This window comes from Deinococcus depolymerans (assembly GCF_039522025.1).
GTDB classification, from domain to species: Bacteria; Deinococcota; Deinococci; order Deinococcales; family Deinococcaceae; genus Deinococcus; species Deinococcus depolymerans.
Window position 1 is genome coordinate 1 of record NZ_BAAADB010000016.1, and the last position, 21,330, is coordinate 21,330.

Here is a 21,330-nt window from a genome sequence, read left to right on the forward strand (position 1 = left end):
TGGCTGTACCCATTGGGTACCGTTTTGACTTCATCCCGAAAGACTCCGTCCGTTTCGCGAATCTGGAGAACACCGGGGTGGTGTTCCGCTCGCCCAGCCCTGTCGGACTGGCCTGTCATCGTCATTCAACACCAGATTTTCATGCGTCTCAGCGGTCGCCTCGCGGCTTCTCGCTCCCGCCCTTTTTCTCGGGCGAAGGGAACTATATGCCCATGCGCCCAATCTGTCAACACCTGCGGCCGGTCCCCACCGGCCCGCCCCACCCCGCTCCCCAGCCCACGCCCGGACCGGCCCTGCATCCGGACTCCGACGGACTCCGATGGGTCACTGGGGAACGCCGCAACCAGCCGGCCGGCCACGGCTCCCGGTATGCTGCCGTATGACCACTCCGGGACCGGACCTGACCCGCGCCGTGAATCTCGCCGACCTGGAAACCCTGGGCCGCGCCGCGCTGGACCAGGGTGCGCTGGAGTACTACGCGAGCGGCGCGAACGACGAACACACCCTGCGCGAGAACCGCGCCGCGTTCACCCGCGCCCGCCTGCGCCCCCGCGTTCTCGTGGACGTCTCCGGCGTGGACACGGGCACCAGCGTGCTGGGGCTCCCGCTGGGCAGCCCCATCGGGATCGCGCCGAGCGCCTTCCACGGCCTCGCGCACCCGGACGCCGAACGCGCCACCGCCCGCGCCGCCGTTGCGAGGGGCAGCGTCATGACGCTGAGCACCTTCAGCAACACGCCCATCGAGACGGTCGGCGCGGACGCCCGGGGCCGCTTCTGGTTCCAGCTGTACCTGCTGCGCGACCGCGCCCTGAGCCGCAGCATCCTCGACCGCGCCCACGCCGCCGGGGCGCGCGCCCTGGTCTTCACGGTGGACGCCCCGTTCCTGGGCCGCCGCGAGGCGAACGAACGCCACCGCTTCGCCCTTCCCGCGCACCTGAGCGCCCCGAACGTCGCCAGCCGCGAAGAACTCGCGCAGGTCGAGACGGACAGCGGCTCGCAGCTCGCCAACTACTTCCAGAACCTCGTGGACAAGACCTTCACCTGGCGCGACCTCGACTGGCTGCGCGGCCAGACGCCCCTCCCCATCATCCTGAAGGGCGTCCTGACCGCCGAGGACGCCCACTTGGCCGCCGAGCACGGCTGCCACGTCTGGGTCAGCAACCACGGCGGCCGGCAGCTGGACACCGCCATCAGCAGCTTCGAGGCCCTCCCGGAGATCGTGGACGCCGTGGCGGGCCGATGTGAGATCTACCTCGACGGCGGCGTGACGCGCGGCACGGACGTCCTGAAAGCCGTCGCGCTCGGCGCCCGCGCCGTGTTCCTGGGTCGCGCCGCCCTGTGGGGCCTCGCCGCCGGGGGGCAGGCCGGGGTGGAACGCACCCTGACGCTGCTGGAGGACGAATTCCGCCTTGCCATGGCCCTGTGCGGCGCCGCGCGGGTCAAGGACCTGACCCCGGCGCTGGTGCGGATGTAATACGGATTCCGTTTGTTTCGCCAACAATCCGGAACTGCACCGGATTGCCGGCTCCACGTCCGGAACCCGTTTCTCTCCTCCTCGCTTCGCTCGGATTGAACGGGCCTGCAGCCCATTCAATCGGAGTCCGTATAACTCAACCCCTCTGGCAGCAGAGCAGCGGCCAGAGCGTCAATCCTGGCCGCTGCTTCTCTGTTCCGCCGTTCCCTACCGCAGGGTTTCCGGCAGGCCGTACACGTTCCACAGGCGGTCCACGCGGTCCACGATGTCCTTGTCCATGACGATCTTGGGCGGCCACTCGCGCACGAAGCCCTCTTCGGGGATCTTCTGTGCGCCGTCCCAGGCGAGAAGTTCTCCCTGCACCCAGACGTCGCGTTCGGCGTCGATGTTGTTCAGGATGGTCCACCAGACGTCACCTATGTCGTTCACGTCGGTCTGGTCGTCGCAGATCAGCAGGTGGCGGATGCCCTGCGCGGCGGGGTCCGCGGCGAACGCGGCGGCGAGGTCACGGGCCTGTCCGGCGCGGGTCTTGTGCAGCGCGACCAGCCAGTAGCCGTCCGGGGTCTGCCGCTGGGCGAGAACGCCGTCGAAGGTGGGCAGGTCGTGGGACCCCTCACCCCGGCCCTCTTCCCAGGGAGCGGGAGCCAGCACGTCTCCGGCCTGGTCGGGGCGGCTGCTGGCGGCGCTGCCGGTCTCCTCGGGGCGTTTGGTGGTGGCGTCGATGATGAGTTTCCCGCCGTAGCCCCAGCCGCGGCTGGAGTGGTCGAGGACGTCGATGGGGCCGCGCGTGGTGAGGGTGTCGCGGCCCGGCACGGCCTTCTCTGTCACCTCGCGCCAGACGGCGTCGAAGTCGGTGACGGTCACGTCCTCGTCGAGGACGACGATGACCTTGGCGAACATCATCTGGCCCAGGCCGAACAGGCCGTTGGCGACCTTGTACGCCTGCCCCGGATACGACTTCTTGATGCTCACGAACACGAGGTTGTGCGCGACCCCGGCGGGCGGCATGTGGTAATCGACGATCTCAGGGATGATCAGTTGCGCGGCAGGCAGGAACAGCCGTTCGGACGCCTCGATCAGGTACGCGTCCTCCATGGGGGGGCGGCCCACGATGGTCGCCGGGTACACGGGATTGCGGCGCATGGTGACGGCCGTGACGTGAAAGTGCGGGTACAGGTCCGGGAGGGTGTAGAAGCCGGTGTGATCCCCGAACGGCCCTTCCATCACCCAGTCCTCGCTGGGGTCCACGTAGCCTTCCAGCACGAACTCGGCGTTGGCGGGAACGTCCAGATCCACCGTGACCCCCTTCGCGACCGGGTAGCGCTGGCCACGCAGGTACCCGGCCAGGGCGAATTCGTCGAGGCCCGGCACGGGCGGCAGGGGCGCGGTGGCGGCGTAGATCAGGGCCGGGTCGCCGCCGATGGCGACCGCCACCTCCAGCTTCTTCCCGAGTTTTCTGGCCTTCTCCAGGTGTTTGGTGCCGGTCTTGTGCCGCTGCCAGTGCATGCCCGTGGTGTTCTTGCTCATGACCTGCACGCGGTACATGCCCATGTTGCGCTCGCCGGTCTCCGGGTCCCTCGTGATGACGAGGGGCAGCGTGACGAACGGCCCACCGTCGAGCGGCCAGCACTTCAGGACCGGGATCCTCGAGAGGTCCACCTCGTCGCCGCGCCACACGACCTCCTGCACGGGGGCCGAGCGGACGCGGCGCGGCGGGAGGTTCATGGCGTCGCGGAGTTTGGTGACGTTGCTCAGCAGGCCCAGTTTGCTGCCGCCGCCGGACAGGTCGATCAGGTTGCGGACCTTGGCGGCGAGGTCGTCGAGGTCGTCCACGCCCAGGGCCAGCGCCACGCGTTCCTTGGTGCCGAGCAGGCCGATGGCGACCGGGTAGTCGCTGCCCAGTACGTTCTCGAACAGCAGGGCCGGGCCGCCCTGTTTGACCATGCGGTCGGCGATCTCGGTGATTTCCAGTTCCCGGCTGACCGGGGTCGTGACGCGGAGCAGTTCGCCGCGCTGTTCGAGGAGGCGCATGAAGCTCTGAATGTCCGGGAAGGCCATGCGCCGAGTGTAGTGGGAGGGGGGCGGGGCAACCGTACCCGTGCTTGCGGGCCTGACGGCCGCGTGAGAGGACGCTCAGGAAGGACAGCCCGCAGTGTGCAAGCCGGATCGCAATCAAAGTTGATGTATTTTGTACACTAATGACTTCCGGGCGGCGACCAGCCGGTCTCCCCCACCCGCCCCATCCAAGGAGTCCCACCATGAACACCCCCACCCGCACCACCCTGGCGCTCGCCGCCACCCTGAGCGCCGCACTGACCGTCACTGCCAGCGCCGCCACCCCCACCACCCTGCAGAAAGGCGTGCTGAAGATCGGCATGGAAGGCACCTACGCGCCCTTCACCTACCGCGACGCCAGGGGCAACCTGACCGGCTTCGACGTGGACATCGCAAAGGCCGTGGCCGCCAAGATGGGCCTGAAAGCCGAGTTCGTCCTGACCGAATGGAGCGGCATCCTCGCCGGCCTGCAGGCCAACAAGTACGACGTGATCGTCAACCAGGTCGGCATCAACCCCGAACGCGAGAAGACCATCGGCTTCAGCCGCCCCTACGCGTACTCCAGCCCGCAGATCATCGTGAAGAAGACCGGCAGCTTCTCCCCCAAGACCCTGGCCGACCTGAAAGGCAAACGCGTGGGCGTGGGCCTGGGCAGCAACTACGAGAAGGGCCTGCGCGACGCCGGCGGCATCAACGTCGTCACGTACCCCGGCGCGCCCGAGTACCTCGCGGACCTCGCCACCGGCCGCCTGGACGCCGCCTACAACGACCGCCTGCTCGTCGGGTACCTGATCAAATCCCAGAACCTCCCGGTACGCGGCGCGGGCGTCATCGGTGACGCCCAGCCCGTCGGCATCGCCATGAAGAAGAGCAACACCAGCCTCAAGGCCGCCGTGGACCGGGCGCTGCTGCAGATCAAGGCCGACGGCACGTACGCCAAGATCAGCCGCCAGTGGTTCGGTCAGGACGTCAGCAAACCCTGAACGTCACCGCGCCTCCGGGGTGGGCTACGAGATGAGAGGATATTCCTCGGGGCTCGTGGCCCACCCCTCATACGGACTGCCGTTTGTTTCGTTCACAGACCGGAACACCACCGATCTGTCAACTCCACGTCCGGAACCCGTTTTTCTCCCACTCGCTTCGCTCGGATTGAACGGGCTTTGCAGCCCATTCAATCGGAGTCCGTATCATTCCCTGCCCGGAGACCCCATGACCCCCGGAGACCCCATGAACACTGAACAGCTGCACCTCGTCCTCCAGAGCGCCTGGACGTCACTGCCGACCCTGCTGGGCGCGCTGCCCGTCACGCTGGGCTTCGCGCTGGGCGCCATGCTGCTGGGCCTGCCGCTGGGGTTCCTGGTGGCGCTGGCGCGGCTGTCCCGGCTGGGCTGGGTGCGGGGACTGAGCAGTCTGTACGTGTCGTTCATCCGTGGCACGCCGCTGCTGGTGCAGATCTTCGTCATCTACTACGGGCTGCCCAGCCTGGGTGTCACGCTGAACCCCATCGCGGGCGGCGTGATCGCCCTGACCCTGAACGCCGCCGCGTACCTCAGCGAGACCATCCGCGCCGCCATCCTGAGCATCCCGCGCGGCCAGCGGGAAGCCGCGACCAGCCTGGGCCTGAACGCCGGGCAGAGCATGCGCCTGATCGTGCTGCCGCAGGCCGCGCGGGTGGCGCTGCCCAGCATGAGCAACACCCTGATCGGGCTGGTGAAGGACACCTCGCTGGTCAGCGTGATCACGGTCGTGGAACTGCTGCGCAGCGCGCAACTGGTGATCGCGCGGACCTTCGAGCCGTTCGGGCCGTACCTCGCGGCCGCGCTGATCTACTGGGCGGTCAGCAGCCTGCTGGAAGTCGTGCAGCGCGCCCTGGAACGCCGCTTCTCGCGCGGCAGCTGAACGCCACCAGCCACGCGCCGAACTCCCGCCCGGACCTCATGCCGGGCGGGAGCGTTCATTGCCGGGTGGGCCGCCGGTCATGCCTGACGCTTCCCTGACCGCCCGCGATCACGGGGCGCTCACGGGGGGCCGCGTACCCTGAGTTCACCAGCAGGAACAGCGTCCCAGACGACGTTCCCGCCCGGTGATCCCCCGGCCGCCCCGTTCCCCGCCCCCGCGCCCCCACCCAGGAGACCTGCCATGACCGCACGCACCCAGCCCACCTGCACCCTGGCCGCCCCCGCTCCCCGCTCCTCCCGCCCCGCCGCCCTGCTGGCCGCGCTGAGCCTGTGCGGCCTGTTCCCGCAGCACGCGCAGGCGGCGCCCGCCGACTTCGTGGGCACCTGGGTGAACAGCAACGTCGCCACCAGCGGCATCACCCGCATCAACGTGACCCGCAGCGGCGGCGGCCCGCTGACCGTGCAGGTGTTCGGCCGCTGCCACCCCAACGACTGCGACTGGGGCAGCGCCCCGGTCCTCACGTACGGCGCGAATGTCAGCGACACCAACCACCTGACCGCCAGCGCCGTGTACGCCAAGGGCTTCTCGAACACCACGCTGGTCATGACCTTCACGCGCGGCCGGCTGGACGTGCAGGCCCTGACGCAGTTCACGGACGGCAGCGGCCGCCAGAACTACGCCTCGCGCGACGCGTTCACCCGCTACCGCTGACGCGGGGCGAGCAGCCGCGGTCAGGTGGGCGAACCCCCCACCGCCCGACCCGCTCCCCTCCCGCCTTGCGATCCTGCCAGCCGTCAGTCCCGGTAGCTGCGCCGCCCCTCCTGTTCCCGGAAGGGCGGCGCATTCCTGCGCGGCGGGTGCGTCGGCTGTCCGTCCTGGCCGACAGGCCCGCGCGGCGCCCGCGTTAGGCTGGGCGGCATGACCTCACCGATCACGCGCATGCAGCAGGCCCTCGCCGCGACCAGCCTGGACGGCTGGCTGGTGTACGACTTCCAGGGCCTGAACCCGCACGCCCGCACCGTGCTGAACCTCCCCAGCGGGGCGTTCCTGACCCGGCGGTTCTTCGTGTGGGTGCCGCGCAGCGGGCAGGCCGTGGTGCTGCACAACCACATCGAGGGCGGCACCTGGGGTGAGATCACCCGCCACTGGAACGCCGAGCGCCGCGCGTTCGGTTCGCACGGACAGCTGGACGCCGCGCTGCGCGAGGTCGTGCAGGGCCGCACGCTGGCGATGGAGTACAGCGCGGGCGGCGCGGTGCCGTACGTGAGCCGCGTGGACGCCGGGACGGTTGAGCGCGTGCGGGCCGCCGGGGCCGCCGCCATTCACAGCAGCGCGGACCTGCTGCAGTCGTTCCTGGCCTGGAGTGCCGACGATCTGGCCGCGCACGGGCGGGCCGTGAGCGTGCTGATGCAGGCCAAGGACGACGCCTTCCGCCTGATCCACGAGCGCCTGCAGGCCGGGCATCCCGTCACGGAACTGGACGCTCAGGCCGTGATCATGCGGCAGATCGAGGCGGCCGGCATGAGCGCCGGGCACCCCGTGAACGTGAGCTTCGGCGTGAACGCCGCCGACAGCCACTACGAACCCAGCCCCGAACGCCACGCCACCCTGAAGCCCGGCGAGTGCGTGCTGATCGACCTGTGGGCGCAGGAACCGGGCCGCCCGTTCGCGGACGTCACCTGGGTCGGGTACGCCGGGCAACCCACGCCCGCCTACCAGAGCGCCTGGGCGGCCGTGGTCGCCGCGCGCGACGCCGCGCTGCGCACCATTGTGGACGGGTACGCCCGCGCGGGCTGGGGCGAGGTGCAGGGCTACATGGCCGACCGCGCCGCCCGCGACGCCATGGGCCCCGAGTGGGAGGCGTTCTTCCTGCACCGCACCGGGCACGACCTGGGCGTGAACATCCACGGGGCGGGCGCGAACCTCGACGACTACGAGACCCGCGACACCCGCACCCTCACGCCCGGACTGGCCGTGACCATCGAACCCGGCACGTACCCCGCCGCGCAGGGCTTCGGGATCCGCAGCGAGATCGACGTGTACCTCGACCCGCAGACCGGGCCGCGCGTGACCACCCACACGCAACGCGCCCCGTTCCGTCTGGGCGGGCCGGACGACTGGGCGCAGGTGCGGGCCGCCGGATACGGCGAAGCGGATGCCTGAACCGCTGCGTGGCGAGTGAGAGGCCCTTGACCTTCCGCTAAGCAACCCGCCCGCCGGGAAGGTCGCGTGACCCGTGAACTCGGATCACCCGTTACCCTGTGGACATGGCTAACCTCGGCTCCTCCACCATCATGCTGACCGGAGCGGGCGGCGCACTGGCCACCGCCATCGCACAGGAACTCGACGACGCGGGCGCACAGATGGTCCTCGTCGGGCGCGGCGAGAGCCTGGCCCGCGCCGCCGACCGCTTTCCCGCCACCGAAGTTCTCGACCTGGACCTGACCGATCCCTCCAGCATCGACACGCTCCGCCGGGTCAAGGTCGACACCCTGATCCACACGGTCGGGTCCTACAGCACCCAGGACGCGCACAAGGCCACCCCGGAGAACCTGCGCGAGGCCTTCGACACCAACATGGGCAGCCTGTTCCACGCCGTGCAGGGCGTCCTGCCGCACATGCTGCGGCAGAAGGACGGCCTGATCATGGGTGTCAGTGCCGGGCAGGCCGCGCGGCTCAGCGGGCCAAAGGCGGCGCTGTACACCGCCAGCAAGGCGGCCGTCGCGGCGTACATCCTGAGTCTGCACGACGAACTGAAACACAAGGGCGTGCGCGGCATGGTCCTGTACCCCATGGGCGCCATCGACACGCCGGGCAACCGTGACGCCGGCATGGCCTGGGACAGCATGATCGACCCGCGCGGCCTCGCCAAGAGCGTCGCGCACGCCCTGACCCGCCCGGACCGGGCGCACATCACCGAGATCAAGGTCTACCCCGACACCTGATACGGACTCGGATTGAATGGCTTACAGAGCCATTCAATCCGAGCGAAGCGAGGAGGAGCCGGGCGGGTTCCGGACGTGGAGTTGACAGATCGGAACACCACCGATCTGTCAACGAAACAAACGGAATCCGTATTACCCGTCGGCCAGGGCAGCCAGGAGTGCGGCGGCGTAGCGGACGCCGTTTTCGAAGTCGCGCCGGAGGATGTTCTCGTTGGGCGCGTGGACGCGGCCGCCGATGTTGCCGATGCCGAGGGCGATGACGGGTGCCCCCACATGCTGCATGAAGGGGTACATGGGGCCGCTGCCGCCGGAGCTGGGGTTCAGGATGGGGTCCTGCCCGTACACGTCACGGGCGACCCGCACGGCCGTCTGCACGAAGGGGTCGTTCAGGTCGCTGCGGGCGGGGTGCTGGTGGCTTTCGAGTTCGATGATCTCGATGTCGCTGAAGCCCTGCGCGTTCAGGTGGGCGCGCAGGAGTTCCACGATGCGGTCCGGGTGCTGGTCCGGCACGAGGCGGAAGTCGAGTTTCACCATCCCTTCGGCGGGCAGGACGGTCTTGCTGCCCTGGCCCTCGTACCCGCCGTGGAAGCCGTTGACGTTCACGACGGGCTTGAGGTTCAGGCGGGTGTGGTAGTCGTGGCCGTCGCCCAGGGGGCGGGTCACGTCGTACGTGTCGCGCAGCGCCTCGCCCCGGCCCTGAAGCTGGGCGATGGCGTCCAGGTCCGCCTGGCTGGGGGGGCGCACGTCGTCGTGGAAGCCGGGGATCAGGACCGTGCCGTCCGGGCCGCGCAGGCTGGCGACAGCGGCGGCCAGTCGCCACAGCGGGTTGTCCACGACCGCGCCGTTGCTGCTGTGCAGGTCGCTGGCGGCCACGCGGCAGCGGAGTTCCACGCAGATGATGCCTTTCAGGCCCGCGTACAGCACGGGGCGGCCCTCGGGGGTGATGCTGCCGAATTCCCACCAGACGCCGTCGGCTTTCAGTTCGGCGGCGTGTTCGGCCAGGAAGCCTTCGAGGCTGGGGCTGCCGACCTCCTCCTCGCCCTCGATGAGCCACTTGACCTTCAGGGGCAGGTGGCCGCGCTGCTCTTTCAGGGCGCGCAGTCCGGCGAGGCGGGAGACGAGTTCGCCCTTGTCGTCGCTGGCGCCGCGCCCGTACAGGCGGCCGTCCCGTTCGGTCAGGGTGAAAGGCGGGGTGTCCCAGAGTTCGGCGGGGTCCTCGGGCTGCACGTCGTAGTGGTTGTAGATCAGCAGCGTGAAGGGGCCTTCCCCGGCCTCGGCCAGGAGGATCGGGGCGACCTGACCGGGATACTGCTGCACGGTGAAGCCCTCGGCTTCGAGCAGGGTCTGCACGGCCCGGGCGGCGTCCGGGAGGTGGCGGCCCTGGGCGGACACGCTGGGAATGGCGACGAGGTCGGCGAGGTCACGCAGGCCGCGCTCGATGTGTGCGCTCAGATCGGTTGGGGTCATCCCTGGCAGCGTACGGGAATCCGGAGCGGCGTGCCTGCGCCGTCGGTCGGGCGTCCGGCGGGGCGGAGCGGGTGGGGGCGCTATCCTGCGCTCAGGAGCCCCATCATGACCCGGAACGGCACCATCAGGGACATCGCGCGCGAGGCGGGCGTGTCGATCAGCACCGTCTCCCGCGCGTTGAACGGGCAGGTGCCGGTTGCGCCGGACAAGTTGCAGCGCGTGCTGGACGCCACGCGCCGCCTGCGGTACGAGCCGAACGCGGCGGCGCAGGGGCTGGTGCGGGGGCGCAGCATGACGGTGGGCGTGCTGACGCAGGACATCGCCAGTCCGTTCTACAGCGAGGTCTCGCGCGGGATCGACGCGGCGCTGGCGGGCAGCGGGTACCAGCCGATCTTCGTGAACGGCCACTGGGCGGTGCAGGACGAGGCGGCAGCCATCACGGCCCTGACGAGGCGGCAGCCATCACGGCCCTGACGCGGCGGCAGGTGGACGCCCTGATCGTGCTGGGCGGCCGCCTGAGCGACGGGCACCTGCGGGACCTGCACGAACGGCTGCCGCTGGTCGTGGTGGGCCGCCGCGTGCCGGGCCTGGACGGCGCGTGCCTGAGCGTGGACAACGTGCAGGGCGCGTTCCTGGCGACCACGCACCTGCTGCAGCTGGGGCACCGGCGCATCGGGCACGTCACGGGGGAGCGGTCGCAGCGGGACGCCGTGGACCGCCTGGACGGGTACCGGCGGGCGCTGGCGGAGGCCGGGGTGCCGTTCGATCCGGCGCTGGTGTTCGAGGGGGACTTCCACGAGCTCAGCGGCATCCTGGCGGTCGAGCACTGGCTGGCGCGCGCCACGTCCTTCTCGGCGATCTTCGCGGCGAACGACCAGATGGCGTACGGGGCCGGGGGCTGCGCGTCCCGGAGGACGTGTCGCTGGTGGGCTTCGACGACCTGCCGGGGTCGCAGTTCACGCTGCCGCCCCTGACGTCCGTGCATCACCCGGCGCGCGAGATGGGGGAACTGGCCGCCCGGCACCTGCTGACGCGCCTGAACGACCCGGACGCCCCGGCCGGGCTGCCCGGACTGGACATCACGCTGAGCGTCCGGGAGTCCGTGCGGGCCGCGCGACCCTGACCGGGGTGGTCATCGACCTGCTTTCCGCCGTGATCCCATTCCGTTGTCTCCTCTCCCCCTGTGGCAGAGGGCGGAGCGAAACGGCGGACGGGTGAGGGGTCGGGTCAGCGGCGGTCGTCGAGGCGGCGGCGGGCCTGCCAGAGGCGCTGCACGCCGGGGCGGGCGTAGGGGGGGCGCAGCAGGTCGGTGGGGCTCCAGCGGCGCTGGTGCAGCACGGCCCGTTCGTGTGACAGGGTGCGGAAGCCGCTGTGGCCGTGGTACTGCCCGGTGCCGCTCTGGCCGGTGCCGCCGAAGGGCAGGTGCGGGTGGATCATGTGGATGAAGCCGTGGTTGATGACGCTGGTTCCGGCGCTGGTGCGGCTCAGCACGTCGCGGGCGGCGGCGCCGGAGCGGCTGTACACGTACAGCGCGAGGGGTTTGGGTCGCTCGCGGATCCACGTCATGGCCTCGTCGGGCCGGGCGCGCAGGACCGGGAGGACCGGGCCGAACAGTTCTTCCTGCATGATCGCCATGTCGGGGGTCACGCCGGTCAGGATGGTGGGAGCCAGGAAGCGGTCGGCGGGGTCGGTCTGGCCGCCGGTGGCGAGGGTCGCGCCGTGCGTGCGGGCGTCGTCGATCAGGCCGAGCAGGCGGTCCAGGGCCGGGCGGTCGATCAGGCGGGCGTAGTCGGGGCTGCGCTGGGCGGCGTGGCCCTCGCCGTACGCGCCGCGCAGGTAGGTGCGGGCGGCGTCCACGAACGGCGTTTCGAGTTCGGGGGGCACCCAGGCGTGGTCGGGGGCGACGCAGGTCTGTCCGGCGTTCAGGAATTTGGCCCAGCCGGTGCGTTGCCCGGCCAGGGTCGGGTCGGCGTCCGGCAGCAGGAGGGTGGGGGATTTCCCGCCGAGTTCCAGCGTGACGGACGCGAGGTGCGCGGCGGCGCGCGTGGCGACCTTGCGGCCCACGGCGGTGCTGCCGGTGAAGAAGACGTGATCGAAGGGCAGGTCCAGCAGGGCGTCGGCGACCGGGACGTCCCCGGTGACCAGGGCGGCGTGGGCGGGGTGGAACACCGCGCCGATCAGCTCCTGAAGGGCGCGGGCGGTGTGGGGGACCTTCTCGCTGGGGCGCAGCGTGACGACGTTCCCGGCGGCGATCGCGGCGACCAGCGGGGCCATGAGCAGCCCGAAGGGGTAGTTCCACGGGGAGAGGATCAGCACCTGTCCCAGCGGTTCGCTCTGGACCCAGCTGCGGCTGCCGAGCAGTTCGGGCGTGCCGGGGACGGGGTGGGGGGCTGTCCAGCGGCGCAGGTGGCGGGTCGCGTGGTCGATCTCGGCGATGACGTGGTGGATCTCGGTGACTTCGCTTTCCAGTCGGGCCTTGCCGAAGTCGGCGTGGATGGCGCGGGTCAGGTCGTCGCGCCGGGCGATGATGGCGGCGCGCAGGCGGCGCAGGGTGCGGACGCGGTCCTTCGGGGTGCTGCGGGCGATGTCCCAGCGGGCGGCGCGCTGCAGGTCGAACAGGGCGCGCAGGTCCTGCGGGGTGGGGTCGGTGAGGTTCACGGTCATCTCAGCGGCCCTGGATGCGGCGGATCAGCGGGGGCAGGACGCGGCGGGGGAGCAGGCGGGGCAGCAGCGTCTGGAGTCGGTTGACGGTGCCGATGACGTGCACGGCCTCGCCACGCAGCATGGCGGTCACGGCCTGCGCGGCGACCTCGCGGGCGGGGAGGATCGCGGCGCGGGTCAGGCGGTCGCGCAGCAGGCGGCTGCCCCCCATGTTCGCGGCGGCCTGGAAGCCGGTCTCGACGGGTCCGGGGCAGGCGGCGGTGACGCTGACGCCGGTGCCGCGCAGTTCCTCGTGCAGGGCCTCGCTGAAGCTCAGGACGTAGGCCTTGGTGGCGTAGTACACGGCCATGAGCGGCCCGGGGAGGAATGCGGCGGTGCTGGCGATGTTCAGCACGCGGCCCCGGCCCCGGGCGCGCATGCCGCCCAGGTACGCGTGGGTGAGTTCGGTCAGGGCGGTGATGTTCACCTGGATCATGTCGAGCTGCTTCTGGACGTCCAGTTCGCTGAATTCACCGTAGTCGGCGAAGCCCGCGTTGTTCACGAGGATGTCCACGTTCAGGTTCAGGGCCTGGGTGCGCTTCAGCAGGTCGTGGGCGGCGTGGGGCCGGGTGGGGTCCTGCGGGAGGACGTGGACCTGCACGCCGTGCCGGGCGCGGAGGGTGTCGGCCAGGGCGTTCAGCGGTCCCTCGCTGCGGGCGACGAGGATCAGGTGGCTGCCGCGCGCGGCGAGTGCCATGGCGATCTGTTCGCCGATGCCGCTGCTGGCGCCGGTGATCAGCGCGGTGCTGGGGGCAGGCCGGTTCTTGGGGGCGGGCTGGGTCATGGGGGCTCCTCTGGCGGCACGCTTAAGCAACCGCCGGTAAATAGAGATTAGTTACCGCTGGTTAGTTTGTCAACATGCCCGATCACATCAGTCAGAGCACTATCGATCACGCCATCGGATATAATTAACCCATGGTCACCCCGACGCGCGCCCGCAGCGACACCGCCAAACAGGAACGCCGCGCGCAGATCCTCACCGCCACCCGCACCCTCTGGCACACCCACCGCTACCCCGACCTCACCCTGAACGCCATCGCCGAACAGGTCCACCTCACCAAGGCCGCCCTCTTCGCGTATTTCCCCAGCAAGGAAGACCTGTTCCTCAGCCTGTACGAGGAGCTGCTGGACGAGTTCTTCCACGACCTCAACCGCCACCTCGACCTGGGCGGCACCCACACCCCCGCCACCCTCGCCCGCACCCTGGGCAGCCTCACCCTGGCGCACCCGGACCTCGCGCGGCTGATCCCGCTCCTGGCGGGCATCCTGGAACACAACATCAGCGCCGAACGCGCCCACGCCCACAAGACGCGCGTCGCGGCGCACCTGAACGCCACGGCGCCCCGGCTCCAGCGCGCGCTGCCTGGCCTGCGCGGCGACGCCCCCGCGCGCCTGCTGACCTACACCCAGGCGCTCATCGCGGGCCTGCAACCCATGAGCGACCCCTCGCCCGCCGTGCGCGAGGCCCTGCGCGACTCCCCGCTGGGCGCGCTGCACCTCAGCCTGGATACCGCCCTGCCCGACGCCCTGACCGCCCTGATCACCGGCCTGAGTGCCGAACAGGAGGCATGAAAAAGGGAGAGGCCCCACGCCTCCCCCTGCCCCTTCAGTTCATTTTTTGAAGTCGTGCGGGTGGCCCTTGTGCCAGTTCCAGGCGGTCTGCACGATGTCTTTCAGGTTCGTGAACTGCGGGTTGAAGCCCAGTTCCTCGCGGATGCGGGTGGCGTCGGCGACGAGGCGGGGGGGGTCCCCGGCGCGGCGCGGCGCGAGTTCGCGGTTCAGGGGCGTGCCGATCACGTCGTCCACGGTGTCCAGCACCTCCTTGACGCTGAAGCCGTGGCCCAGGCCCACGTTGAAGGTGCCCTCGGTGCGCTGCCCGGCCAGCAGCGCCTCGACGGCCAGGACGTGCGCGTCGGCGAGGTCCTGCACGTGCACGTAGTCGCGGATGCAGGTGCCGTCCGGGGTGGGGTAGTCGTCGCCGAAGATGAACATCTTCTCGCGCATGCCCAGGGCGGTCAGGGCGGCCAGTTCGATCAGGTGGCTCTTGCCGGCGTGCGCCTCGCCGATGTCGCCCTCGGGGGCGGCGCCGCACACGTTGAAGTACCGCAGGACCGTGTACGGCAGGCCGTGCGCCGTGTGGAAGGCGTGGATCATGTTCTCGGTCATGAGTTTCGTCTCGCCGTACACGCTCTCGGGCTGCATGGCGGCCGTCTCGGGGATGGGCACGAGGTCGGTGGTGCCGTACACGGCGGCCGTCGAGGAGAACACCAGCGGCACCTTGCGGGTCTCGGTGATGGCCTGCAGGAGGTTCAGGCTGCCGACCACGTTGTTGCGGTAGTAGCGGGCCGGGGCGCGCATGCTCTCGCCCACCTCGATCAGCGCGGCGAAGTGAATCACGGCGTCCGGCTGGTGGGCGTCCAGGGCGGCGCGGATGGCGTCGGCATCGAGCAGGTCGCCGCGCACCAGGGGAACCTCGGCGGGCAGGGCCTCGGCGTGCCCGCTGGACAGGTTGTCGAACACGACCGGCGTGTGTCCGGCGCGGATCAGCTGCCGGACCGTGTGAGAACCGATGTACCCTGCGCCGCCCACCACGAGAATCTTCATGCGGTTCAGGGTAGTACAGGACCGGCCCGGGGGGTGACCGGTCCGCCAGACCGGTCGGGGGTCAGGGAGCGGGGGGCGCGGTGGTGCCGCGCACGACGAGGCGGGTGGGCAGCGTGACGGGCGCGGCGGGCTGCCCGGCCAGCAGGTTCAGCATGGCCTGCCCGACCTGTTCGCCCTTGTCGGTGGTGGGTTGCCAGACGGTCGTGAGGTCCAGCGTCTCGCTGCCCGGCAGGTCGTCGAAGCCCACCACGCTGAGGTCCTGCGGCACGCGGCGGCCGAGCGCGGCGGCGGCGCGCAGCGCGCCCTGGGCGAGCACGTCGCTCATGCACAGCACCGCCGTGACCTGCGGGTGACGGGTCAGCAGGTCGCGGGTCAGCGCCTCGCCGCTGTCGGGGGTGTTGTGGGCCGCCTCGGTGGGGTACAGCGTCGCGTCCGGGTGGTGGGCGGCGGCGGCGCGGTAACCGCGCAGGCGCTGGTCGGTGGTGCGGTAGGTGGCCTGCGCCTCGCGCGCCGGGCTGACCGGGCCGCTGAAGCGCTGTTCCGAGAGTTCCAGGCACACGACGCCCAGCTGCCGGTGGCCCAGCGCGAGCAGGTGCGCGGCGGCGGCCTGCGCGCCGCCGGCGTCGTCGATGCCGACGTTCACGGCGCCTGCCTGGGGTTCCTGGTCGACCAGGACGGTGGGCAGGCCGCGTTCCAGCACGGCGCGCAGCAGGGCGCTGCCGTCGGCGGCGCAGTACACGATGAAGCCGTCCACGCTGGCGCTGCGGACCGGGCCGGTCGGGTCGGCGTGCGCGCCGGGCGCGTAGGGACTGGCGAGCAGCAGCACGTTCAGGTCGTGGTGCTGCACGGCGCGGGTGACGCTGCCCAGGAACAGCGCGGCGGCGGGGTCGGCGAAGGCGTAGTCCAGCGGCGCGTCGTACACGACGCCCAGCACGCCGGTGCGGCCGCGGCGCAGGCTGCGGGCGAGGGGGTCGGGGCCCTGGTAGCCCAGGTCGCGGGCGGCCTGCAGGACGCGCTGGCGCAGGTCCTCGCTGAGCTGGTCGGGGCGGTTGTAGGCGTTGCTGACGGTGGCGACGCTGACGCCCAGCGTGCGGGCCACGTCCCGCAGGGTGACGCGTCCACCGGCGCGGGGTGGGCCGGGGGCGGCGCTGGGCTTGGCGGGCGGCATACCGGAATGGTAGCGTATCCCCATCCACTCTGAAACGATTCAGAGTGTCTTTCAGCCGCTCCCTCCCCTGCCCCCCCACGAGGCCCCCATGACCGCCCCCATCCTCCCTGCCCAGCCTCCGGCCCCCGGCCACCCCGGCGAGGCCGCCCGCCGCGCCCTGAGCGTGATCTTCCTGATCAACGGCGCACTGTTCGCCACCTGGGCCGTGAACATCCCCGGCATCCGCGACGCCCTGAATCTCAGCGAGGCGCAGATCGGCGCGGCCCTGCTGGCCGTGGGCCTGGGCAGCCTGTGCAGCATGACCCTGACCGGCGCGTGGACCGCCCGCCACGGCAGCCACCGCGTCACCCGCACCGCCGCCGTCCTGTGCATGCTGACCCTGCTGCCCCCCTTCCTGGCGCCCGGCCTGCCGCTGCTGATCGCCGCGCTGACCGTGCTGGGCGCCGCGAACGGCAGCATGGACGTCGCCATGAACGCGCAGGGCGTCACGGTCGAGCAGCGCCTGGGCCGACCCATCATGAGCCGCCTGCACGCCTACTTCAGTCTGGGCGGCGTGCTCGGCGCGGCCCTGGGAACCCTGCTGGTGGGCCGCGTCCCCATGACCGCCCACGCCCTGACCGTCACGGTCGTCACGGCGGCCGCCGCGCTGATCGCCGGGCGCTTCCTGCTGCCCGACCTCCCCTCTGCCCCCATCCCCGCCGCCCCGCGCCGCGTCCCGATCAGCGCCGCGGCCGCGCTGCTGGGCGCCCTGTGCTTCCTGGGCATGCTGTCCGAGGGCGCCAACTACGACTGGGCGGCCCTGTACTTCCGGGACGTCCTCGGCTCGCCCGGCGGGCAGGCCGGACTGGGCTACGCGGCGTTCGTCACCACCATGACGCTGGGCCGCTGGTTCGGTGACCGCCTCCGCGCCCGCCTGGGCGACGAGACCATCGTGCGCGGCGGGGCGCTCGTCACGGCCGCCGGTCTGGGCCTCGCCCTGCTGACCCGCGACCCGCTGCCCGCCGCCGCCGGGTTCGCGCTCTCGGGCCTGGGCCTCAGCAACGTCGTGCCGGTCATGTACGGCGCCGCCGGGCACGCCCTGGGGGGGCGCGGCATCGCGCAGGTCGCCAGCATCGGGTACGGCGGGTTCCTGCTCGGGCCGCCCGCCATCGGGTTCATTGCCGCGCAGGTGGGCCTGCCCGCCGCGCTGGGCCTCGCGCTGGCCGGCGCCCTGCTGATCACCCTGCTGGGCGGCCGGGCCTTCGCGCTGATCCGCCGCTGACCCCCGCTCAGGCCGGGCCGACGTAGCGGGCGCGCGGGCGGATGAACTGCCCCCCGGCGCGGGTTTCCAGGGCGTGGGCCAGCCAGCCCGTCACGCGGGCCAGCGCGAACAGCGTGACGGCGTCCCCGGCGGGGCGGCCCAGCACGAGGGTCAGCGCGGCCAGCGCCAGGTCCACGTTGAGGTGCTCGGCGGTGTCCCCGGCGTGGGCGCGGATCACGGCGTCGGTGGCCCGCGTGACGGGGTGATCCGGGTACTGCCCGCTCAGGGCGTTCAGCAGCGCGCGGGCGCGTGGGTCGCCGTGCGGGTAGAGGGCGTGCCCGAAGCCCGGTGCGTGCCCGGCGCGGCGGGTGGCGTCCCGCAGGGCCGCGCGGGCGTCGCCGCTCAGGGCGGCCCTCAGGAGATCGTGGGCGTGCAGTGCGCCCAGGCCGTGCCGGGGGCCCTGGAGGGCGCTCAGCGCGGCCAGCGTGCAGTGCGCGAGGCTGGCGCCGCCGCTGGCCGTGACGCGCGCGGTGAAGGCGCTGACGTTCAGTTCGTGGTCGGCGAGCAGGATCAGGGCGCGGCGCAGCAGGTCCGCGCCGTCCGGGCGGCCCCAGGTGCGGGCCAGCCGGGCGTGCAGCGGCAGGTCCGGCGCGGGGGGCAGGCGGGCATGGCGTTCGGCGGTGGCGTGCAGCAGCGTCAGGATGCGCGCGGCCTGCCGGGGCCCACTCTCGGGGCGGGTGTCGAGCGCGTCCGGGTCGTGCGCGCCCGCGTACGTCAGCGCGTACCCCAGCGCTTCCAGGGGCGTGTCGGCGCGCGGGTGGCGGCTGAGGTTCAGCCGGGCGCGCAGCGGCAGCGTGGGCCGGGTGCGGGGGTCGCCGGTCCACAGCAGCGCGGCGACCGCCTCGACGGTGGCGGTGTCGGCGAGGCCCAGCGCGTCCACGCCCCGGTAGGCCAGCGTGCCGTCCTCGATGCGGGTCAGGGCGCTGTCGAGGATGGGTGTCACGCCCCCGCCTCCCCCGGCGCGGAGTCCGTCGAGGCTGCCCTGCACGGCCGCCTGCACGCCGGCCTGCGGGTCGCGGCGGGTCGCCTGCCGCCCGGCGAGGGCCTGCACGTCGCCCGCGTCGTAGCGGCGCTGCCGGGTGCCGGACGGGCCGGGAACGCTGCGGATCAGGCCGCGGGAGACGTAGGCGTACAGCGTGGCGGGTTTCACGCCCAGCTGCTCGCAGGCCTGCGCCGTGGTGAGGGAGGCGGTCATGCCATCCAGCCTAACATTGATTCCAGAATCAAGATTGACGACATTGATGGTGCAGGACTAGCGTGCAGCCATGACCCACGACTCCCCCGCCGTGCGTGACGTGCCGACGCCCGACCTCTTCCCCGCCGCGTTCCCGGCAACTGCGTTCCCGCAGGTGATCTGGCAGGAGGGCACGCCCCCCACCTCGCTGCCCGCGCAGGCCTGGACGACCGAGACCACCCACCGCGACGGACAGCAGGGCGGCCTGCCCCTGACCACCGCAGATGGCCTGCGGATCTACGACCTGATGGGCCGCTTCACGGGCGGCAGCGGCGCACTGCGGCAGGCGGAGTTCTTCGTGTACCGCCCCGCCGACCGCGCCATGCTGGAGGGTGCACTGGAGCGCTGGCGCGGCGGGCACCCGGTCGAGCCGACCACCTGGATCCGCGCCACGCGCCGCGACGCCGAGCTGGTCGCCGGGCTGGGCGTGCGCGAGACCGGCATGCTCGCCAGCGCCAGCGATTACCACACCTTCCACAAGTTCACGCCGGGCGGCCGCGCCCAGGCGGCCCGCACGTACCTGGACGCCGTGCAGGCCGTCCTGGACGCGGGCCTGCGCCCGAGGCTGCACCTGGAGGACGCCACCCGCGCGCCCCGCGAATTCATCCTCCCCTTCGTGGAGGCCGTGCAGACCCTCGCCGCCTCCTTCCCCGCCTCGCAGGCGCCTAAGTTCCGGGTGTGCGACACGATGGGCGTCGGCCTCCCGCTGGAGGGGGCGGCGTGGCCGCGCAGCGTTCCGCGCATGATCCGCGAACTGCGCGCCGCCGGGCTGAGCGCCGAGTCCCTGGAGTTCCACCCGCACAACGACACGCACCTCGTCGTGGCGAACAGCCTCGCGGCGGTCCTGGCCGGGTGTGCGGCGATCAACGGCACCCTGCTGGGCAAGGGGGAACGCACCGGGAACGCCCCGCTGGAGGGCGTGCTGCTGCACCTGAGCGGCCTGGGCCTGACCGGCGACGCGGACTTCACGGTGCTGAACGACCTGAACGACCTGTACGAGGAGCTGGGGCAGGGCGTGCCTGCCAAGTACCCGCTGTTCGGACGGGACGCCCACCGCACCCGCGCCGGCATCCACGCGGACGGCCTGAACAAGTTCTGGCCGATGTACGCGCCGTTCAACGTGCCCGCCCTGCTGGGCCGCCCGCTCGACCTGTCCCTGACGAAGGACAGCGGCGTGGCGGGCCTGATCTTCCTGATCCGCCAGCACACCGGCACCGAACTGGGCAAGGACCACGCGGGCCTGCGCGCCCTGCACGGGTCCCTGACCGCCGAGTTCGACGCGGGCCGTCAGACGGCCGTCGAGTGGGAGGAACTTGCTGAACGAGCCCTCAAGCTCATCCCGGTGGGCACGGTGGTACGCTCCGGGTCATGAACACAGACGAATACCGCGTGAAGGCGGGCGGCAGCGTCCACCTGATCGACTGGCGCACCGACGACGACGGTGGCCTCAGCAAGGACGAGGGCCGCACCCTCACCGACGAACTGCTGACCGGGCTGGCCGACTGGCAGGAGCGACTGAACGCCGAGGCGAAGCAGTCCCTCCTGATCGTCCTGCAGGCCCGCGACGCCGGAGGCAAGGACGGCACCGTCAAGCACGTCATGGGGGCCTTCAACCCGAACGGCGTGCAGGTCGCCAACTTCAAGGTCCCGACCGAGGAGGAACGCGCGCACGATTTCCTGTGGCGCGTGCATCAGCGTGCGCCCCGCGCGGGGATGATCGGCGTGTTCAACCGCAGCCACTACGAGGACGTGCTGGTCACCCGCGTTCACGGCCTGATCGACGACGCGACCGCCAACAGCCGCCTGTCGCACATCCGTCATTTCGAGAGCCTGCTGCACAGCGGCGGCACCCGCATCCTGAAGTTCTACCTGCATGTCAGCCGCGACGAGCAGAAACAGCGCCTGCAGGAACGCCTGGACGATCCCACCAAGCACTGGAAATTCAACCCCGCCGACCTGACCGAACGGGCCAAGTGGGACGAGTACACCCGCGCCTACGAGGACGCCCTGACCACCAGCACCGACGCCGCGCCCTGGTACGTCATCCCGGCCGACCGCAAGTGGTTCCGGAACCTGCTGATCAGCCAGATCGTTCTCGACACCCTCAAGGACATGCACCCGCGCTTCCCGAAGATCACCTTCGACCCCCAGGAAATCGATATCCAGTAGCAGGACAGTCCGTGTCCGGCTCTGGTCCCCACTCTGGCCACTACCGGGACAGGACAGGAGGAGGTCACCCCCCGAGCGGCGGTGACCTCCTCTTCTGCTGTCTCTTCTGCTGTGTCGTGCCTGCCGATTGGCACGTTCGGTTGGCGGTGCCCCGGGGTGGGCACAGCAAAACGCCCCCACCGGTGAGGGTGGGGGCGGATGTGGAGCGGGAGACGAGATTCGAACTCGCGACATCTACCTTGGCAAGGTAGTGCTCTACCAGCTGAGCTACTCCCGCGTGACGCTGCCCGTGGGCAGCGGTGCGTGTATAAGAAA

At 71.3% G+C, this 21,330-nt stretch carries 18 protein-coding genes, 1 tRNA gene and 1 pseudogene; 12 read left to right on the forward strand and 8 right to left on the reverse strand.

Annotation, left to right across the window (positions count from 1 at the left end; genetic code table 11):
* Nucleotides 1-379: 379 nt before the first annotated feature.
* A complete protein-coding gene (locus tag ABDZ66_RS09960) occupies nucleotides 380-1,474 on the forward strand; it encodes an alpha-hydroxy acid oxidase (protein ID WP_343758355.1) in 1,095 nt (364 codons plus the stop codon).
* A gap of 207 nt (nucleotides 1,475-1,681) precedes the next feature.
* On the opposite strand, the gene ABDZ66_RS09965 is transcribed toward ABDZ66_RS09960, so the two are convergent.
* Entirely contained in the window at nucleotides 1,682-3,532 is a 1,851-nt protein-coding gene (locus ABDZ66_RS09965; protein ID WP_343758357.1) for a menaquinone biosynthesis decarboxylase, read from the reverse strand.
* Nucleotides 3,533-3,732: 200 nt separating this feature from the next.
* Here ABDZ66_RS09965 and ABDZ66_RS09970 point away from each other — a divergent pair, with 200 nt between their 5' ends.
* The 5 genes from ABDZ66_RS09970 (at nucleotide 3,733) to ABDZ66_RS09990 (ending at nucleotide 8,373) form a co-directional block, all read left to right on the forward strand.
* On the forward strand, nucleotides 3,733-4,512 hold the full coding sequence (locus tag ABDZ66_RS09970) for a transporter substrate-binding domain-containing protein (protein WP_343758359.1): 780 nt from the start codon (nucleotides 3,733-3,735) through the stop codon (nucleotides 4,510-4,512).
* Nucleotides 4,513-4,756: 244 nt separating this feature from the next.
* Nucleotides 4,757-5,428, forward strand: coding sequence for an amino acid ABC transporter permease (locus ABDZ66_RS09975; RefSeq protein ID WP_343758361.1), 672 nt, complete (start codon nucleotides 4,757-4,759; stop codon nucleotides 5,426-5,428).
* A 240-nt stretch (nucleotides 5,429-5,668) separates the two neighbouring features.
* Nucleotides 5,669-6,139, forward strand: a complete 471-nt coding sequence (locus tag ABDZ66_RS09980; RefSeq protein ID WP_343758363.1) for a hypothetical protein — start codon at nucleotides 5,669-5,671, stop codon at nucleotides 6,137-6,139.
* Between the two features lie 207 nt (nucleotides 6,140-6,346).
* Nucleotides 6,347-7,591, forward strand: coding sequence for a M24 family metallopeptidase (locus tag ABDZ66_RS09985; protein ID WP_343758364.1), 1,245 nt, complete (start codon nucleotides 6,347-6,349; stop codon nucleotides 7,589-7,591).
* Between the two features lie 104 nt (nucleotides 7,592-7,695).
* Entirely contained in the window at nucleotides 7,696-8,373 is a 678-nt protein-coding gene (locus ABDZ66_RS09990) for an SDR family oxidoreductase (protein ID WP_343758367.1), read from the forward strand.
* A gap of 132 nt (nucleotides 8,374-8,505) precedes the next feature.
* Here ABDZ66_RS09990 and ABDZ66_RS09995 read toward each other — a convergent pair whose 3' ends face one another.
* Nucleotides 8,506-9,840 (reverse strand): M20/M25/M40 family metallo-hydrolase, encoded by a 1,335-nt coding sequence (locus ABDZ66_RS09995; protein ID WP_343758369.1) that lies wholly within the window; start codon nucleotides 9,838-9,840, stop codon nucleotides 8,506-8,508.
* Nucleotides 9,841-9,945: 105 nt separating this feature from the next.
* Between ABDZ66_RS09995 and ABDZ66_RS10000 the strand changes: the two genes are divergently transcribed.
* Nucleotides 9,946-10,314, forward strand: a complete 369-nt coding sequence (locus ABDZ66_RS10000) for a LacI family DNA-binding transcriptional regulator (protein WP_343758371.1) — start codon at nucleotides 9,946-9,948, stop codon at nucleotides 10,312-10,314.
* A 26-nt stretch (nucleotides 10,315-10,340) separates the two neighbouring features.
* A pseudogene (locus ABDZ66_RS10005) lies at nucleotides 10,341-10,963 on the forward strand (substrate-binding domain-containing protein).
* Between the two features lie 104 nt (nucleotides 10,964-11,067).
* On the opposite strand, the gene ABDZ66_RS10010 reads toward ABDZ66_RS10005, so the two are convergent.
* Nucleotides 11,068-12,498 carry an aldehyde dehydrogenase family protein gene (locus ABDZ66_RS10010; protein WP_343758373.1) on the reverse strand — a complete coding sequence of 477 codons (1,431 nt, stop codon included), beginning with the start codon at nucleotides 12,496-12,498 and terminating at the stop codon, nucleotides 11,068-11,070.
* A 7-nt stretch (nucleotides 12,499-12,505) separates the two neighbouring features.
* Nucleotides 12,506-13,324, reverse strand: coding sequence for an SDR family NAD(P)-dependent oxidoreductase (locus tag ABDZ66_RS10015; protein WP_343758375.1), 819 nt, complete (start codon nucleotides 13,322-13,324; stop codon nucleotides 12,506-12,508).
* Nucleotides 13,325-13,455: 131 nt separating this feature from the next.
* On the opposite strand from ABDZ66_RS10015, the gene ABDZ66_RS10020 reads away from it, so the two are divergent.
* Nucleotides 13,456-14,112 carry a TetR/AcrR family transcriptional regulator gene (locus ABDZ66_RS10020; protein ID WP_343758377.1) on the forward strand — a complete coding sequence of 219 codons (657 nt, stop codon included), beginning with the start codon at nucleotides 13,456-13,458 and terminating at the stop codon, nucleotides 14,110-14,112.
* A gap of 39 nt (nucleotides 14,113-14,151) precedes the next feature.
* On the opposite strand, the gene galE is transcribed toward ABDZ66_RS10020, so the two are convergent.
* Nucleotides 14,152-15,144 (reverse strand): UDP-glucose 4-epimerase GalE, encoded by a 993-nt coding sequence (galE, locus tag ABDZ66_RS10025; RefSeq protein WP_343758379.1) that lies wholly within the window; start codon nucleotides 15,142-15,144, stop codon nucleotides 14,152-14,154.
* A gap of 61 nt (nucleotides 15,145-15,205) precedes the next feature.
* Nucleotides 15,206-16,312 (reverse strand): LacI family DNA-binding transcriptional regulator, encoded by a 1,107-nt coding sequence (locus ABDZ66_RS10030; RefSeq protein ID WP_343758381.1) that lies wholly within the window; start codon nucleotides 16,310-16,312, stop codon nucleotides 15,206-15,208.
* 88 nt (nucleotides 16,313-16,400) lie between these two features.
* Here ABDZ66_RS10030 and ABDZ66_RS10035 point away from each other — a divergent pair, with 88 nt between their 5' ends.
* The gene (locus ABDZ66_RS10035; RefSeq protein ID WP_343758383.1) at nucleotides 16,401-17,573 is read left to right on the forward strand and encodes an MFS transporter; all 1,173 of its coding nucleotides are present in this window, start codon (nucleotides 16,401-16,403) and stop codon (nucleotides 17,571-17,573) included.
* 7 nt (nucleotides 17,574-17,580) lie between these two features.
* On the opposite strand, the gene ABDZ66_RS10040 is transcribed toward ABDZ66_RS10035, so the two are convergent.
* Nucleotides 17,581-18,807, reverse strand: a complete 1,227-nt coding sequence (locus ABDZ66_RS10040; RefSeq protein ID WP_343758385.1) for a citrate/2-methylcitrate synthase — start codon at nucleotides 18,805-18,807, stop codon at nucleotides 17,581-17,583.
* 70 nt (nucleotides 18,808-18,877) lie between these two features.
* Here ABDZ66_RS10040 and ABDZ66_RS10045 point away from each other — a divergent pair, with 70 nt between their 5' ends.
* Nucleotides 18,878-20,218, forward strand: a complete 1,341-nt coding sequence (locus ABDZ66_RS10045; RefSeq protein WP_343758388.1) for a beta/alpha barrel domain-containing protein — start codon at nucleotides 18,878-18,880, stop codon at nucleotides 20,216-20,218.
* Entirely contained in the window at nucleotides 20,215-21,015 is an 801-nt protein-coding gene (locus tag ABDZ66_RS10050; RefSeq protein WP_343758390.1) for a polyphosphate kinase 2 family protein, read from the forward strand. The genes ABDZ66_RS10045 and ABDZ66_RS10050 overlap by 4 nt, the downstream gene beginning before the upstream one ends.
* A gap of 201 nt (nucleotides 21,016-21,216) precedes the next feature.
* On the opposite strand, the gene ABDZ66_RS10055 is transcribed toward ABDZ66_RS10050, so the two are convergent.
* Nucleotides 21,217-21,292 (reverse strand) — tRNA-Gly (locus tag ABDZ66_RS10055).
* Nucleotides 21,293-21,330: the final 38 nt, after the last annotated feature.

Excerpts from the sequence above, each read along its gene's own strand:
- ABDZ66_RS09960 (WP_343758355.1), top strand. The coding sequence starts at position 380 with ATGACCACTCCGGGACCGGACCTGACCCGCGCCGTGAATCTCGCCGAC.
- ABDZ66_RS09965 (WP_343758357.1), bottom strand. The coding sequence starts at position 3,532 with ATGGCCTTCCCGGACATTCAGAGCTTCATGCGCCTCCTCGAACAGCGC.
- ABDZ66_RS09970 (WP_343758359.1), top strand. The coding sequence starts at position 3,733 with ATGAACACCCCCACCCGCACCACCCTGGCGCTCGCCGCCACCCTGAGC.
- ABDZ66_RS09975 (WP_343758361.1), top strand. The coding sequence starts at position 4,757 with ATGAACACTGAACAGCTGCACCTCGTCCTCCAGAGCGCCTGGACGTCA.
- ABDZ66_RS09980 (WP_343758363.1), top strand. The coding sequence starts at position 5,669 with ATGACCGCACGCACCCAGCCCACCTGCACCCTGGCCGCCCCCGCTCCC.
- ABDZ66_RS09985 (WP_343758364.1), top strand. The coding sequence starts at position 6,347 with ATGACCTCACCGATCACGCGCATGCAGCAGGCCCTCGCCGCGACCAGC.
- ABDZ66_RS09990 (WP_343758367.1), top strand. The coding sequence starts at position 7,696 with ATGGCTAACCTCGGCTCCTCCACCATCATGCTGACCGGAGCGGGCGGC.
- ABDZ66_RS09995 (WP_343758369.1), bottom strand. The coding sequence starts at position 9,840 with ATGACCCCAACCGATCTGAGCGCACACATCGAGCGCGGCCTGCGTGAC.
- ABDZ66_RS10000 (WP_343758371.1), top strand. The coding sequence starts at position 9,946 with ATGACCCGGAACGGCACCATCAGGGACATCGCGCGCGAGGCGGGCGTG.
- ABDZ66_RS10015 (WP_343758375.1), bottom strand. The coding sequence starts at position 13,324 with ATGACCCAGCCCGCCCCCAAGAACCGGCCTGCCCCCAGCACCGCGCTG.
- ABDZ66_RS10020 (WP_343758377.1), top strand. The coding sequence starts at position 13,456 with ATGGTCACCCCGACGCGCGCCCGCAGCGACACCGCCAAACAGGAACGC.
- galE (WP_343758379.1), bottom strand. The coding sequence starts at position 15,144 with ATGAAGATTCTCGTGGTGGGCGGCGCAGGGTACATCGGTTCTCACACG.
- ABDZ66_RS10030 (WP_343758381.1), bottom strand. The coding sequence starts at position 16,312 with ATGCCGCCCGCCAAGCCCAGCGCCGCCCCCGGCCCACCCCGCGCCGGT.
- ABDZ66_RS10035 (WP_343758383.1), top strand. The coding sequence starts at position 16,401 with ATGACCGCCCCCATCCTCCCTGCCCAGCCTCCGGCCCCCGGCCACCCC.
- ABDZ66_RS10040 (WP_343758385.1), bottom strand. The coding sequence starts at position 18,807 with ATGACCGCCTCCCTCACCACGGCGCAGGCCTGCGAGCAGCTGGGCGTG.
- ABDZ66_RS10045 (WP_343758388.1), top strand. The coding sequence starts at position 18,878 with ATGACCCACGACTCCCCCGCCGTGCGTGACGTGCCGACGCCCGACCTC.
- ABDZ66_RS10050 (WP_343758390.1), top strand. The coding sequence starts at position 20,215 with ATGAACACAGACGAATACCGCGTGAAGGCGGGCGGCAGCGTCCACCTG.